Here is a 12642-nt window from a genome sequence, read left to right on the forward strand (position 1 = left end):
AACGGCGCGGTGTTGAAACCGCTCCGGACCTCTACGCCGGCAACGGCGCCGGCTGACTGCCGGAGTGGGGCCATAGCTCAGTTGGGAGAGCGCTTGAATGGCATTCAAGAGGTCGTCGGTTCGATTCCGATTGGCTCCACCAAACAGTCTCTTTCCGACGCTGGGTTTCGCGGCATTCATGCTTGTCGCCTGCCAGTCGGCCCCTGAACCATCATCACCGCCGCCAGCGCCCGCACCCCAGCCCATCGCGCCTGCCGCGATTTCTCCGGACGGCGCAGCCGTCCTCGATCCGTCTGTGAGAGTCATGCCCCCTGGCGAGGGCATCCCGGCCAAATATGTCGCATTTTCCGGCATATGGGGCGGACGTCTCGATGGGATGTATGACGGCAAGCTCGCCGTGCTAACGATTTCGCGCGGCGGCAATGTCACCGCCACCTACGCCTGGGGCGATATCGCCGACAACAAACCGGGCGTGGCCGACGGCGAAGGCAAGATTTTCGGCAACACGTTGAAACTGCGGCGGCTTCCCAATGGCGGGGACGTCAGCGCGGTCATGCAGGCGGACGGCACGCTGACCGTCACCTATGGGCTTGCCGACCGCACCTATACGGGCACGTTCACCAAGCAGTAGTCGCGAGAGCGAATCTCCGGTGTCAGCCCCGGCTGGCGCCTGCCTCGATCAATGCAGGCCGAACTCGCGCAGCAATTCTTCGCGATAGCGTACGAAGCGGCTTTCGCTGCGTTCGCGCGGGCGTGGCAGGTCGATGTCGATCAATCGCGCCGCCCCGCCTTTCTCCTTGGGCAGGATCAGCACCCGGTCGGCTAGATAGATCGCTTCTTCCAGATCGTGGGTGACCATCACCATGGTGACGTTCTCCTCGCTCCAGATGCGCGCCAGTTCCTCCTGCATGCCGATCTTGGTCATGGCGTCCAGCGCCCCCAGCGGCTCGTCGAGCAGAAGAATCTCGGGCTGGACGGTAAGTGCCCGGGCGATGCCGACGCGTTGCGCCATGCCGCCGGAGAGCTGGTTCGGAAAAGCATCGGCGAATTCGGCAAGCCCGACCAGCGCGACGTAGAAGCGGGCTCGTTCCTCGGCTTGCAGCTTGGGCACGCCGCGCACTTCAAGGCCAAAGGCGACATTGCCGAGTACGCTCAGCCAAGGCAGCAGGCGCGGCTCCTGGAAAATCACGGCCCGCTCGGCGCCGACGCCATGCACCGGCTGGCCGTCGATCGCGACGGCACCGCCGTCGGCAGTCTCCAGTCCGGCCAGAATGCGCAGCAGGGTGGTCTTGCCGGAGCCGCTGGCGCCGACGATGACCAGGCATTCGCCCGAACGAATGTCGAGGTTGAGCGTCCGCAGCACGGCAAGCTGGCGCCCGCCGAGGCTGAAGGATTTGGAGAGGTCGCGGATCGAGACCTCTCCGCCGCGGGTGGAACCGGTCATCTCATCTCTCAGCTATTCCAGAGCTCAGTTCGTCTTGGTTTCGCCGGGCCGGTACAGGATGTCGGCGGCCTTCAGCTTGCCCTTGGCCAGACGGCCGTCGCGCTCCAGCACGGCGACCCAGAAATCGATGTCGCGATCATTCGCCTGCGCGCCTTCCCGCAAGCCGAAGCCGGTCCAGTATTTGGCCAGATCGCCGTTTTCGCCGCGCTTGTTGAGGATATTGGCCAGCACCTTGCGGGCTTCGTCCGGGTTCTGGCCCGACCAGTCAGAAGCGCGCGCCGACTGTTCGACGAAGTTGCGCGCCGCATCCGGATTGGCCGCAATGAAGTCGCGCCTGAGCACGACGAAGCCGCCGGCGAGTTCGCCGAGCACCTGGGTATCGTCGAACACGCCACGCACACCGCCATTGGCGACCAGCGCGCCGGCAAACGTTGCCTGCCAGTAACCAAGCCCGGCTATATCGACCTGGCGCGAACGCAAGGTCTGCTCCAGCTGCGGGCCGGGCACGACAATGAGGTTGGCGGCAGTCGGCGGCAGGCCGACGCTGTGCAGGGCTTCGCGCACAGTATAGTCGAGATGGGCGCCGAGCGTGTTGACCGAGATGGTCTTGCCGGCGATGTCGGCGATCGATTTGATCGGGCTGTCTTCCAGCACATAGAAGACGCTTTTGACGTCCTTGTTGATGCCGTTGCTCGGATACGCCGCGACGAAGTCGTTGCCGCCCGAGATCGAGTTGATCACCGCCGCGGTGGCGGCAGAGCCGATGTCGACGCTGCCGGAGGAAAGCGCAAACAGCGATTCCGGTCCGCCGGAGGCATAGCCGACATTCTCCAGCTCGACGCCGAGCCCCTTGTAGTAGCCGAGCTCGGCGGCGAGCTCATGTGGCGAGATGCTGCCGCGGCTGGCGAGGTAGCGAAATTTTACGGGTGCGGTTTCGGCAAAGGCCAGGCGCGGCAGGCCGGCGGCGATGAGGCCGGCGGCTAGCGGTGCGCCGGCAAGCAGGGAACGGCGGGTGATTTTCATGATGCGGTCTTTCCTGAGTGGAGGGTGAGGGACGGACTGCTAGTTGACTGGGTTGCTCCAGCGGCAGAGCCGCCGCTGCAGCGCGACCAACGCCTGGTTGGCGATCAAGCCGAGGCCAGCGAGGATGACGATTGCCGCAAACATCAGCGGGATCTGGAAATTGTATTGCGCGTTCATCACCTGGAAGCCGATGCCCTTGTTGGCGCCGATCATCTCGGAGGCGATCAGGAGCAGCAGCGCGGTGGTGGCGCTCAGCCGCAAGCCGACGAAGATCGACGGCACGGCGCCCGGCAGCACGACGCGGCGAAACACGGTGAGCCGGCTCGCGCCGTAGACACGCGCCATTTCGAGCAGCTTGGGATCGACTTCCTTGACGCCGCTGGTGGTGTTGAGCAGCAGCGGAAACAGCGTTGCCCAGAAGATGACGAAGATCTTCGAGGTTTCGCCGAGTCCCAAGAGCAGGATGAACACCGGGTAGAGCGCCAGCGCCGACGTCTGCCGGAATACTTGCAGGATCGGATCGAGCGCTGTTTCGACCGGACGCACCTGACCCATGAACAGGCCGAGCGGGATGGCGACCGCGACGGCCGCTGCAAAGGCAATGCCGGCACGCTGCAGGCTGATGGCGATGTCGCCGAGCAGGCTGCCGCCGGCAAGCCCTTTCCAGAGCGCAGCTATGATCATGTCGATCGGCGGCAGCACCGCCGCGTTGACCCATCCGACGCTGCTCGCTACCTGCCAGAGCGCCAGGAAACCGACAAGCACACCGTAGCGCGACAGGACGCGGACAGCCGCCCTGCCGCTGAGGCGCAGAAGGTCGTCGCTAGGCCCACTTTCGCTGCGACTGGCGCGGATCGTGATCGGCCGATCGATGTGCTGCAATGTCATGGCGTCATCCCTTCAGCTACGAGGATCATTCGGCGGCAAGGACGGTCGAGCGGGCGACGGTCCATGGATTTTCCGGCCGCCTGAGACCGAGATTCTCTCGCAATGTGCGTCCTTCATAGGCGGTGCGGAACAGGCCGCGCCGTTGCAGCTCGGGAATGACCAGGTCGACGAAATCGTCGAGCGCGCCGGGCAGCCAGGGCGGCAGAATGTTGAAGCCGTCGGCGGCCTCTTTGGTGAACCACTCCTCCAGCTGGTCGGCGACCTGCGTGACGCTGCCGACGATGGTGTAGTGGCCGCGCGCCGTCGCCACCCACTGATAGAGTTGGCGGATGGTGAAGTTGTGCTCGTCGGCAATCTGGCGGATCAACGCCTGGCGGCTCTTCATGCCTTCGGTTTCCTTGCTTGGCGGCAGCGGGCCGTCGAGCGGATAACCCCTGATGTCGAGCGTCTGGCCGGCAAGCCCGTTGAGCAGCGCAACACCGTCCTCGGGCAGGATGAGGTCGTTGAGTTGCTGGTATTTGGCGCGGGCTTCTTCCTCGGTGCGGCCGACGAAGGGGGCGACGCCCGGCATGATCAGCACCTGGTCGGGATCGCGGCCGACTTCCGCCACGCGTGCCTTGATGTCGCGGTAGAATTCCTGCGCGGTCTCCAGCTTCTGATGGGCGGTGAAGATGACCTCGGCCGAGTGCGCGGCAAGCCCGCGTCCGTCTTCGGACTGCCCGGCTTGTACGACAACCGGATGTCCCTGCACCGGGCGCGGCACGTTGAGCGGACCCTTGACGCTGAAATGCTCGCCCTTGTGGTCGATGTCGTGCAGTCTGTCCTTGTCGTAGAAGCGGCCCGACTGCTTGTCGCGGATGAAGGCGTCGTCCTCCCAGCTGTCCCACAGCGCCTTGACCGTCTCGACATGCTCATGCGCCCGCGCATAGCGCTCGGCATGGTTGGGCTGGACATCGCGGTTGAAATTGCGCGCCGTTTCGTCGCCGGCCGAGGTCACCACGTTCCAGCCGGCGCGACCGTTCGACAGCAGGTCGAGCGACGCGAATTTGCGCGCCAGCGTATAGGGCTCCTCATAGGTGGTGGAGGCCGTGGCGATGAAGCCGAGATGCGTGGTCAGCGGCGCCAGCGCCGCAAACAGCGTCACCGGCTCGAAGCCGGCGATCTTGGCATTGCCGCCTTCGCGGGCGCCGAGGCCGACGGTCAGATTGTCGGCCAGGAAATAGGCGTCGAACAGGCCGCGCTCGGCGGTCAGCGCCAGCTGCTTGTGGAACTCGAAATTGGTGGCGCCGTCGGCCGGCGCATCGGGATGGCGCCAGGCGGCGATATGCTGCCCTCCGCCGGGCAGGAAAGCGCCGAGCTTGATCTGCCGCGGCTTGCTATCGGACTTGCTGGCTCGGGTCATTGCAGGCGTCCTTCAGTCTATACGGGAAGAGATGTTGCGTTGCTGATCTTCAGGCGGCACGGACGACGCTGTACGGCACGCCAGCCACCCGGCATGCCTCGGCCACCGCCTGCCGGGCCCGCGCCTGGACGGCTTCGGACACCAGCACGCCATTGGCGAAATCCTTGTCCGAGGCGTAGATCGCGGTCGGCAAGGTCTGCGCTTCGAAGAAGCCGAACAGCGGCCGCAACTGGTGCTCGACGACAAGCGAATGCCGCTCGCCGCCGCCGGTCGCCGCGAGGATGACCGGCTTGCCGCGCAGCGATGACGGGTCGAGCAGGTCGAAGAAATGCTTGAACAGCCCGGTATAGCTGCCTTTGAAGGTCGGTGAGCCGACCACCAGCACGTCGGCGCCCAGCAACTGGTCGACAATGGCGCGGGCCTCCGGATCGAGATCGTCAAGTTTCTTGGCGAGCGGAAAGGACGGGCCGAGATCCTCGATGTCGAAAACGCTCAAAGCAGCACCTGCACGGCTCGCCACTTCACCGGCGATGTGGCTGACGAAAGCCTTGGTCTTGGACGGACGGGTCAGGTTGCCAGACAACCCCACCACCAGCTTTCTCGACATTTTTGCGGCTCCTTGCACCATGGTATGTGCATTAAGGCTACCGATTTTGTAGAATTAAATGAGCGAGAAGATTTCAAAACCAGCCCGTCAAGCGAATGGAGTTTGCGGAACATCGCCTTTCCTTGGTTCATTTGGCCCAAAAGCGACGCGGCAGATCCGGTTCGATATCCGCTGGCTCCGACAAATAGACAATCCTGGTGCTTTACACGCTGATGGGTATCGTCCCGAAACCGTCAAGGGTCGGCGCCATTGACACTGCGTTGCGTCAGGTACGATTGAACCCAATCGCACGGGCGACGAAGTAGGGACCTGCAATGAACAGGATGCGCGCATGAAAAAGATCGGCTTTCTTTCCTTCGGCCATTGGTCGCCCTCGTCGCAATCGCAGACGCGCTCGGCGTCAGATGCGCTTTTGCAGTCGATCGACCTGGCGGTGGCCGCCGAGGAGCTTGGCGCCGACGGGGCCTATTTCCGCGTCCATCACTTTGCCCGCCAGCTTGCTTCGCCCTATCCGCTTCTGGCTGCGGTCGGCGCCCGCACCAGCCGCATCGAGATCGGCACCGCCGTCATCGACATGCGCTACGAGAATCCGCTGTATATGGCCGAGGATGCGGGTGCTGCCGACCTGATCGCCGGTGGCCGGCTGCAGCTCGGCATCAGCCGCGGCTCGCCGGAGCAGGTGATCGACGGCTGGCGCTACTTCGGCTACGTGCCGCAGGAAGGCCAGAACGACGCCGACATGGCGCGTAGTCATGCCGAGGTTTTCCTGAACGTGTTGCGTGGCGAAGGCTTTGCGCAGCCCAATCCGCGACCGATGTTTCCCAATCCGCCCGGAATGCTGCGCCTCGAACCATTCTCGGCCGGCCTGCGCGACAGGATCTGGTGGGGCGCCGCCACCAACGCCACCGCCGAATGGGCGGCCAAGCTCGGCATGAACCTGCAAAGCTCGACGCTGAAGTTCGACGAAAGCGGGCAGCCACTGCACATCCAGCAGGCCGAACAGATCCGCGCCTTCCGCGCGGCGTGGAAGGAGGCCGGGCATGCGCGCGAGCCGCGCGTGTCGGTCAGCCGCAGCATCTTCGCGCTGGTCGATGACCGTGACCGCGCCTATTTCGGCGGCAATGACAGTGAGGACCACTTTGGTTACATCGAACCGGAGAAGCGCGCCGTTTTCGGACGTACCTACGCCGCCGAGCCTGATGTGCTGATCAAGCAGCTGAAAGAGGACGAAGCGATCGCCGAGGCCGACACGCTGCTTCTGACCGTCCCCAATCAGCTCGGCGTGGAGTACAATGCCCATGTCATCGAGGCGATCCTGAAGCACGTCGCGCCGGCTCTTGGTTGGCGCTGACGCGGGCGCCAGCCCTCGGGCACGCAGACTTAGAGCAATTCCAGGAAAAGTGTGTGCGGTTTTCCCTGGAAAAGCGCATAGCGCTTTCCCTTGGGAATTGCGCCAAAACAAAGAGTTAGAGCAGGTCGCCGTTTCGGTGAAACGGTGAACTGCTCCAGGAGAAGAGGCGGCTAGACATCCGCCTTGAAGGTCTGTTTCTGCTGGCCGAGCCCCTCGATGCCGAGTTCCACCACATCGCCGGCCTTCAAAAACACTGGCGGCTTCATGCCCAGCCCGACGCCGGGGGGTGTGCCGGTGGAGATGATGTCGCCGGGATGCAGCGACATGAACTGGCTGAGGTAGGAGACGAGATAGGCGACGCCGTAGACCATGGTCTTGGTCGAGCCGTTCTGCATGGTCTTGCCGTTGACGGTCAGCCACATTTTCAGGTTCTGCGGGTCGGCCACTTCATCCTTGGTGACCAGCCACGGGCCTGTCGGGCCGAACGTGTCGCAGCTCTTGCCCTTGGTCCACTGGCCCTGGCGCTCGGCCTGGAAGGCGCGCTCGGACACGTCATGCGCGACGGCATAGCCGGCGACATAATCCAGTGCGTCGGCCTCGCTGACATATTTCGCCGTTTTACCGATGATCACGGCGAGCTCGACCTCCCAGTCGGTCTTTTCCGAGCCGCGCGGGATCAGCACATCGTCATCCGGGCCGACGATGGCCGAGCTTGCCTTCATGAAGATGATCGGCTCCGGCGGCACGGTGGCGCCGGTTTCGGCGGCGTGGTCGGAATAGTTCAGGCCGATGCAGATGAACTTGCCGGTGCCGGCAACGCAGGCGCCGAGCCGGGGCTTTCCGGACACCGCCGGCAGCGACTTCGGATCGAGCTTCGACAATGTTTCGAGCGACGCCGGATCGAGCGCCTTGCCGGCAATGTCGGAGACATGACCTGAAAGATCGCGGATCGTTCCATCCGCATCGAGCAGGCCGGGGCGCTCGCTCCCAACCTCGCCATAGCGCAGCAGTTTCATCTTGCTCTCCAAATTGCGGCCCAAGGCCGTTTTCAAACTCACTCAGCCAAAGGGACAAGGGGCTGGGCGGACTCTGGCTATCGGATCCCGGACCTTCGGATCGGGAATAGTGCTCAGATCGACCAGCCACCGTCGATATTGTAGGCTTGCCCCGACGTGTAGGTGGCGCCGGCGAGATAGACGGCAAGGTCGGCGATTTCCTCGGGCGTGCCGAGACGGCCCATCGGCTGACGGGCGATGAAGGCCGCGCGGGCGGCCTCATAATCCCCCTGCGCATGCATGCGATCCTGCAGCGACGGGCTTTCGACCGTGCCGGGGCAGATGGCGTTGCAGCGAATGCCCTTGGCGACATAGTCGGCGGCGATCGCCTTGGTGAGGCCGATGACAGCCGCTTTTGTGACGCCATAGGCGAAGCGGTTGGGCACGCCTTTGCCGGCGCCGGCGACGGATGACATGTTGATGATGGAGCCGTCGCCTCGCTCCAGCATGCCGGGCAGCACGGCCCGGATGGTGCGGATCATGGCGCGGACATTGAGGTTGAAGGCGAAATCGAGATCGGCATCCTTCATCTCGAGGATCGAGCCGGAATGGACAAAGCCGGCGCAGTTGAACAGCACGTCGACGCGGCCGATTTCAGCAAAGCCCGATGCCACCGCATCGTCGTTGAGAACGTCGAGCTTGCGGGTCTTGATGCCAGAGGTCTTGGCGAGTTCGGCCAGCAGCGCTTCGTTGATGTCGGTGGCATGGACAATGGCACCTGCCTTGGCGAAGGCCAGCGCGCTCGCCTTGCCGATGCCTTGCGCCGCCGCCGTGACGACAACGACCTTGCCTGCCAGATCCGCCATGCTTTTCTCCTCGGCGCTTGTGCCGCTTTCCTGGGCTCAGCCCGATTTACTGACGCCCGATTTACTGACGCTTGGCCAAGGCGTCCTGTGCCAGACAGGCGCGACTATGCGGCCTGCACAATCCATCAGTCCATGAATAAAATATGTTTTTTCTGGTTAAAGAACACACGCCAGGGCGTCAAGCCCGAACGCGATCACCTTCGCGACGGCAGATGTAATGCACATCGCTGGCTCTTCTGATGCAACAACATGGATGACAACCGGGGCAACAAGTCACGCTGCCTTGGTTCGCTCAAGCACAAAACGCCCCAGAGGCGATCAGTCGCCGTAAGGCACCCAGACGTTCTTGACCTCGACGGCGCGGCGCAGCAGGGCATCGCCGGCGGCCTCATCGGACGCCCAGTCGAGGCTGCGGCCATTGCCGGTCCAGACGCGCTTGAGATTGCCGATGGAGTCGGCCTCCGCCTTGGCGCAGGTGTCGGCATCGGCAAACAGCCAGAGCCCGTCGACATCGTCGTGCTTGGCCAGAACGCCTGCAAGTTCCGCCGTGCGGCCGGTGACAATGTTGATGGCGCCGGCCGGAACGTCGGAATATTCGATCACCTGGTAGAGATCGGTGGCGAGCAGAGGATAGCGCTCGGATGGCACGGCGACCACGGTGTTGCCCATGGCAAGGGTCGGGGCGATCAACGAGATAAACCCGAGCAGCGGCGCGCTGTCCGGAGCGACAATGCCGACGACACCGACCGGCTCGTGCAGCGCCAGCGTGACGGCGCGGGCCGGCGGCTGATGCACCCTGCCCTCGAACTTGTCGGCCAGACCGGCATAGAGGAACAGCCGCTCTATGGACTGTTCGACTTCTTCCCGGGCGGCCTTGGCATTGACGCCGGTGAGTTCGGTCAAGCGTGCGGCAAACTCACTGGTGCGGCCGGACAGGTTTTCGGCGAGGTAATAAAGCACCTGGGACCGGTTGTAGGAGGTCGCCTCCGGCCAGGCTTTGCAGGCGCGAGCGGCAGAAACGGCGTCGCGGATATCCTTGCGGTTGCCGAGGCCGACTTCGCCGGCCAGCTTGCCCTTGGCAGTGGCTATCGCCAGCGAGTAATTGCCGTCTGGGCGGACCTGCTTGCCGCCGATGAACAGTTTTGCCGTGCGGTCGATGGCGCCGCCGTCCGCTTGCTCGACCGGCTGCGCGGAAGACGTCGCCGGCCTGATCACCGGGCCGAGCGGTAGCTTTGCCGACAGATATTCGAACATGCCCTCGCGCCCGCCTTCGCGACCAAAGCCGCTTTCGCGGTAACCGCCGAAGCCGCAGGCGGCGTCGAACATGTTGGTGCCGTTGACCCAGACGACGCCGGCCTTCAGCTGCGGGGCAACATGCAGAGCGAGGTTGATGTTTTCGCTCCACACCGAGGCCGCCAGCCCATAGCGCGTGTTGTTGGCAAGCTCGATCGCTTCCTCGGTGTTGCGGAAGGTCATGGTGGCCAGCACCGGGCCGAACACTTCCTCCTGCGCCAATATGTTAGCCGGCGAAACGCCGGTGGCCAGCGTTGGCAGATGATAGTAGCCGGAAGATGGCAGTGCCGCATCCGGCTGCCAGCAGACGGCGCCCTGTTTTGCGCCTTCGGCGACCAGGCCCTTGACACGGTCGAGTTGAGTGGCGTCGACCAGCGGGCCGATATCGGTGTTCTTGTCGAGCGGGCTGCCGACGCGCAGCCGGCTCATCCTGACCTTGACCTTCGCGATCAAGGCCTCGGCAATGCCTTCCTGCACCAGAAGCCGCGACCCGGCGCAGCAGACCTGGCCCTGGTTGAACCAGATGCCGTCGACCAGGCCTTCGACAGCACTGTCGAGATCGGCGTCCTCGAAGACGATGAAGGCCGACTTGCCGCCAAGCTCCAGCGATATTTTTTTCCCTGATCCCGCCGTGGCCTTGCGGATGATCTTGCCGACCTCGGACGAGCCGGTGAAGGCGATCTTCTGGATGCCGGGATGGTTGACGATAGCGACGCCCGCTTCAGGCCCGCCCTGGACGATGTTGACGACGCCCTTGGGCACGCCGGCGCGCTCGCAGATCTCGGCGAACAGGATGGCGGTGAGCGGCGTGAACTCGGCCGGCTTCAGCACCACCGTGCAGCCGGCGGCAAGGGCCGGCGCGATCTTCCAGGCCAGCATCAAGAGCGGGAAATTCCACGGGATGATCTGGCCGACGACGCCGACGCCCTTATGGCCAGGGAAATCCTTGTCCAGCGCCTGCGCCCAGCCGGCGTGATGGATGAAATGGCGGATGGCGAGCGGCACGTCGATGTCGCGGCTTTCGCGGATCGGCTTGCCGTTGTCGATTGTCTCAAGCACCGCGAACAGGCGCTGATGACGCTGCATCGCGCGGCCGACGGCGTAGAGCACTTTGGCTCTGGCGTAGCCCGAGGAAGCCGACCATTTCGGCAGCGCCTTGCTGGCGGCGGCAACGGCTGCGTCGATATCGGCGGCGCCGGCATCGGAGACCTTGGCCAGCAGCTTGCCGGAGGACGGTTCGCTGGTGTCAAAAGTCTTGCCGCTGGCGGCTGCCTTCCAGGCGCCGTCGATGAACAGCGCCTTGCCGAAATCGCGCGCCGCGAGCCAGGCATCGGCCTCGGTGCGGGCTTCCGGCGCAGGGCCGTATTCCATGGCGTGATAACGTTCGAGGATGTTCATGTGGTGCCTCCTTCACCCTCCCCTTGTGGGGAGGGTCGATCGGCAAAGCCGATCGGGGTGGGGGTAATTGGTGAAAAGCTTGGTTCATCGGTCAGGCTGGTTTGTTGTTTGACCCCCACCCCGCCGCTGCGCGGCGACCCTCCCCACAAGGGGGAGGGTGGGAGCTCACGCCATCGCGTGGCGATGATTGGCCGAATAGTGCCCGGTCAGGTGGTGCTCGAGCTGACGTTCGATATCGGTCAAAAGGCTCGAAGCGCCGAAGCGGAACAGGTCCGGCTCCAGCCATGGCCGGCCGAGCTCTTCCTTCATCAGCACCAGCCAGTCGAGCGAAGCCTTGGCGGTGGAAATGCCGCCGGCGGGCTTGAAGCCGATGAGAAAGCCGGTCTCCTCGAAATAGGCCCTGATGGCGCGCACCATGGCGAGGCCGACCGGCAGCGTGGCGTTGACGCTTTCCTTGCCGGTGGAGGTCTTGATGAAATCGGCGCCGGCCATCATCGCCACCATCGAGGCCAGCATGACATTGCGCAGCGTGGCGAGGTCACCGGTGCCCAGAATGACCTTCAGATGCGCATCGCCGCAGGCTTCGCGCATCGAGACGATCTCGTTGTAGAGCTCCTGCCATTTGGCGCCGAAGACGAGGCCGCGCGGAATGACGACGTCGATTTCGTCGGCGCCGTCTCGGACCGATGCTTCGATCTCCTGCAGGCGGGTCGACAGCGGCGCAAGGCCGTGCGGAAAAGCTGTGGAGACGGCAGCAACATGGATGCCGGTGCCGCGCAACGCGTCGACGGCGGTAGCAACAAACGGATAATAAACGCAAACCGCAGCCGGGCGGATCTTTTCGCCTTCAATGCCGAGGCCTTCGACGATGTCGCGACGGAACGGGTTGATCGCCTTGGCGCACAGCCGGCGCACGCGTTCTTCGGTGTCGTTGGAATTCAGCGTCGTCAAATCCATGCAGGAGACGGCGCGCAGCAGCCAGGCGGCCTGATTGTCGGCTTTGATCGAGCGCCTTTTGGTCAGGCTGGCGACGCGGCGCTCCAGCGCCGAGCGGTTGACGCTGCGCACCGATTCCATGAAGCCGAGATCGAGCCGCATGCCGGTATTGCGGGCAATGCCATGCGACTGTGGGACAGGGGTGTTGGCTGCCGCCCGCGCGGGCAGCGGCGTAACCTTGGACGCGCCGAGATCGGCTTCGCGGATTGTGCTGCTCATCTCCTGCCCTTTCGCTCGACGATTTTACGTCGTGTCGTTCCTCCGAACCCTATGGTGGTTTGGGGCAACACGCACCGAAGATAGCCCGTGAATCGATGCTTCACGAGTCCTTCAAACGGTCATAGTGGAAAAAGGCGGCGAAAGCAGCTGAATTTTGACC

The 12642-nt window shown here is 64.0% G+C and carries 11 protein-coding genes and 1 tRNA gene; 3 read left to right on the forward strand and 9 right to left on the reverse strand.

The window, feature by feature from the left end; translation table 11 throughout:
• Positions 1 to 66 precede the first annotated feature (66 nt).
• Both AC1DXM_RS04770 and AC1DXM_RS04775 read left to right on the forward strand, forming a co-directional pair.
• A tRNA-Ala gene (locus tag AC1DXM_RS04770) sits at positions 67 to 142 on the forward strand.
• A gap of 162 nt (positions 143 to 304) precedes the next feature.
• Complete coding sequence (locus tag AC1DXM_RS04775; RefSeq protein WP_436257667.1) at positions 305 to 631, forward strand: hypothetical protein; 327 nt, start codon at positions 305 to 307, stop codon at positions 629 to 631.
• A 48-nt stretch (positions 632 to 679) separates the two neighbouring features.
• Here AC1DXM_RS04775 and AC1DXM_RS04780 read toward each other — a convergent pair whose 3' ends face one another.
• Genes AC1DXM_RS04780 through msuE form a run of 5 tightly spaced genes read right to left on the reverse strand, consistent with a single transcriptional unit; the run spans position 680 to position 5364 of the window.
• Positions 680 to 1444, reverse strand: a complete 765-nt coding sequence (locus AC1DXM_RS04780) for an ABC transporter ATP-binding protein (RefSeq protein WP_477232025.1) — start codon at positions 1442 to 1444, stop codon at positions 680 to 682.
• A 24-nt stretch (positions 1445 to 1468) separates the two neighbouring features.
• A complete protein-coding gene (locus AC1DXM_RS04785; protein ID WP_477232026.1) occupies positions 1469 to 2467 on the reverse strand; it encodes an ABC transporter substrate-binding protein in 999 nt (332 codons plus the stop codon).
• A gap of 39 nt (positions 2468 to 2506) precedes the next feature.
• Positions 2507 to 3355 carry an ABC transporter permease gene (locus tag AC1DXM_RS04790; RefSeq protein ID WP_477232027.1) on the reverse strand — a complete coding sequence of 283 codons (849 nt, stop codon included), beginning with the start codon at positions 3353 to 3355 and terminating at the stop codon, positions 2507 to 2509.
• A gap of 25 nt (positions 3356 to 3380) precedes the next feature.
• Complete coding sequence (locus AC1DXM_RS04795) at positions 3381 to 4757, reverse strand: LLM class flavin-dependent oxidoreductase (protein WP_477232028.1); 1377 nt, start codon at positions 4755 to 4757, stop codon at positions 3381 to 3383.
• Positions 4758 to 4806: 49 nt separating this feature from the next.
• Entirely contained in the window at positions 4807 to 5364 is a 558-nt protein-coding gene (gene msuE / locus AC1DXM_RS04800) for an FMN reductase (protein ID WP_477232029.1), read from the reverse strand.
• Positions 5365 to 5695: 331 nt separating this feature from the next.
• Between msuE and AC1DXM_RS04805 the strand changes: the two genes are divergently transcribed.
• Positions 5696 to 6715, forward strand: coding sequence for an LLM class flavin-dependent oxidoreductase (locus tag AC1DXM_RS04805; RefSeq protein WP_477232030.1), 1020 nt, complete (start codon positions 5696 to 5698; stop codon positions 6713 to 6715).
• A 170-nt stretch (positions 6716 to 6885) separates the two neighbouring features.
• Here AC1DXM_RS04805 and AC1DXM_RS04810 read toward each other — a convergent pair whose 3' ends face one another.
• The 4 genes from AC1DXM_RS04810 to deoC all read right to left on the reverse strand — a co-directional run bounded on the left by AC1DXM_RS04810 (position 6886) and on the right by deoC (position 12482).
• Positions 6886 to 7731, reverse strand: coding sequence for a fumarylacetoacetate hydrolase family protein (locus AC1DXM_RS04810; RefSeq protein ID WP_477232031.1), 846 nt, complete (start codon positions 7729 to 7731; stop codon positions 6886 to 6888).
• Between the two features lie 113 nt (positions 7732 to 7844).
• Entirely contained in the window at positions 7845 to 8576 is a 732-nt protein-coding gene (locus AC1DXM_RS04815; RefSeq protein WP_477232032.1) for an SDR family oxidoreductase, read from the reverse strand.
• Between the two features lie 318 nt (positions 8577 to 8894).
• Positions 8895 to 11267 (reverse strand): aldehyde dehydrogenase family protein, encoded by a 2373-nt coding sequence (locus AC1DXM_RS04820; protein ID WP_477232033.1) that lies wholly within the window; start codon positions 11265 to 11267, stop codon positions 8895 to 8897.
• A gap of 165 nt (positions 11268 to 11432) precedes the next feature.
• Positions 11433 to 12482, reverse strand: coding sequence for a deoxyribose-phosphate aldolase (deoC, locus tag AC1DXM_RS04825; protein WP_477232034.1), 1050 nt, complete (start codon positions 12480 to 12482; stop codon positions 11433 to 11435).
• Positions 12483 to 12642: the final 160 nt, after the last annotated feature.

This window comes from Mesorhizobium sp. P3_A2 (assembly GCF_056403115.1).

Coding starts and splice junctions, on each gene's coding strand:
- AC1DXM_RS04795 (WP_477232028.1), bottom strand. CDS start 4,757: ATGACCCGAGCCAGCAAGTCCGATAGCAAGCCGCGGCAGATCAAGCTC.
- AC1DXM_RS04790 (WP_477232027.1), bottom strand. CDS start 3,355: ATGACATTGCAGCACATCGATCGGCCGATCACGATCCGCGCCAGTCGC.
- msuE (WP_477232029.1), bottom strand. CDS start 5,364: ATGTCGAGAAAGCTGGTGGTGGGGTTGTCTGGCAACCTGACCCGTCCG.
- AC1DXM_RS04775 (WP_436257667.1), top strand. CDS start 305: ATGCCCCCTGGCGAGGGCATCCCGGCCAAATATGTCGCATTTTCCGGC.
- AC1DXM_RS04815 (WP_477232032.1), bottom strand. CDS start 8,576: ATGGCGGATCTGGCAGGCAAGGTCGTTGTCGTCACGGCGGCGGCGCAA.
- AC1DXM_RS04805 (WP_477232030.1), top strand. CDS start 5,696: ATGAAAAAGATCGGCTTTCTTTCCTTCGGCCATTGGTCGCCCTCGTCG.
- AC1DXM_RS04820 (WP_477232033.1), bottom strand. CDS start 11,267: ATGAACATCCTCGAACGTTATCACGCCATGGAATACGGCCCTGCGCCG.
- deoC (WP_477232034.1), bottom strand. CDS start 12,482: ATGAGCAGCACAATCCGCGAAGCCGATCTCGGCGCGTCCAAGGTTACG.
- AC1DXM_RS04785 (WP_477232026.1), bottom strand. CDS start 2,467: ATGAAAATCACCCGCCGTTCCCTGCTTGCCGGCGCACCGCTAGCCGCC.
- AC1DXM_RS04780 (WP_477232025.1), bottom strand. CDS start 1,444: ATGACCGGTTCCACCCGCGGCGGAGAGGTCTCGATCCGCGACCTCTCC.
- AC1DXM_RS04810 (WP_477232031.1), bottom strand. CDS start 7,731: ATGAAACTGCTGCGCTATGGCGAGGTTGGGAGCGAGCGCCCCGGCCTG.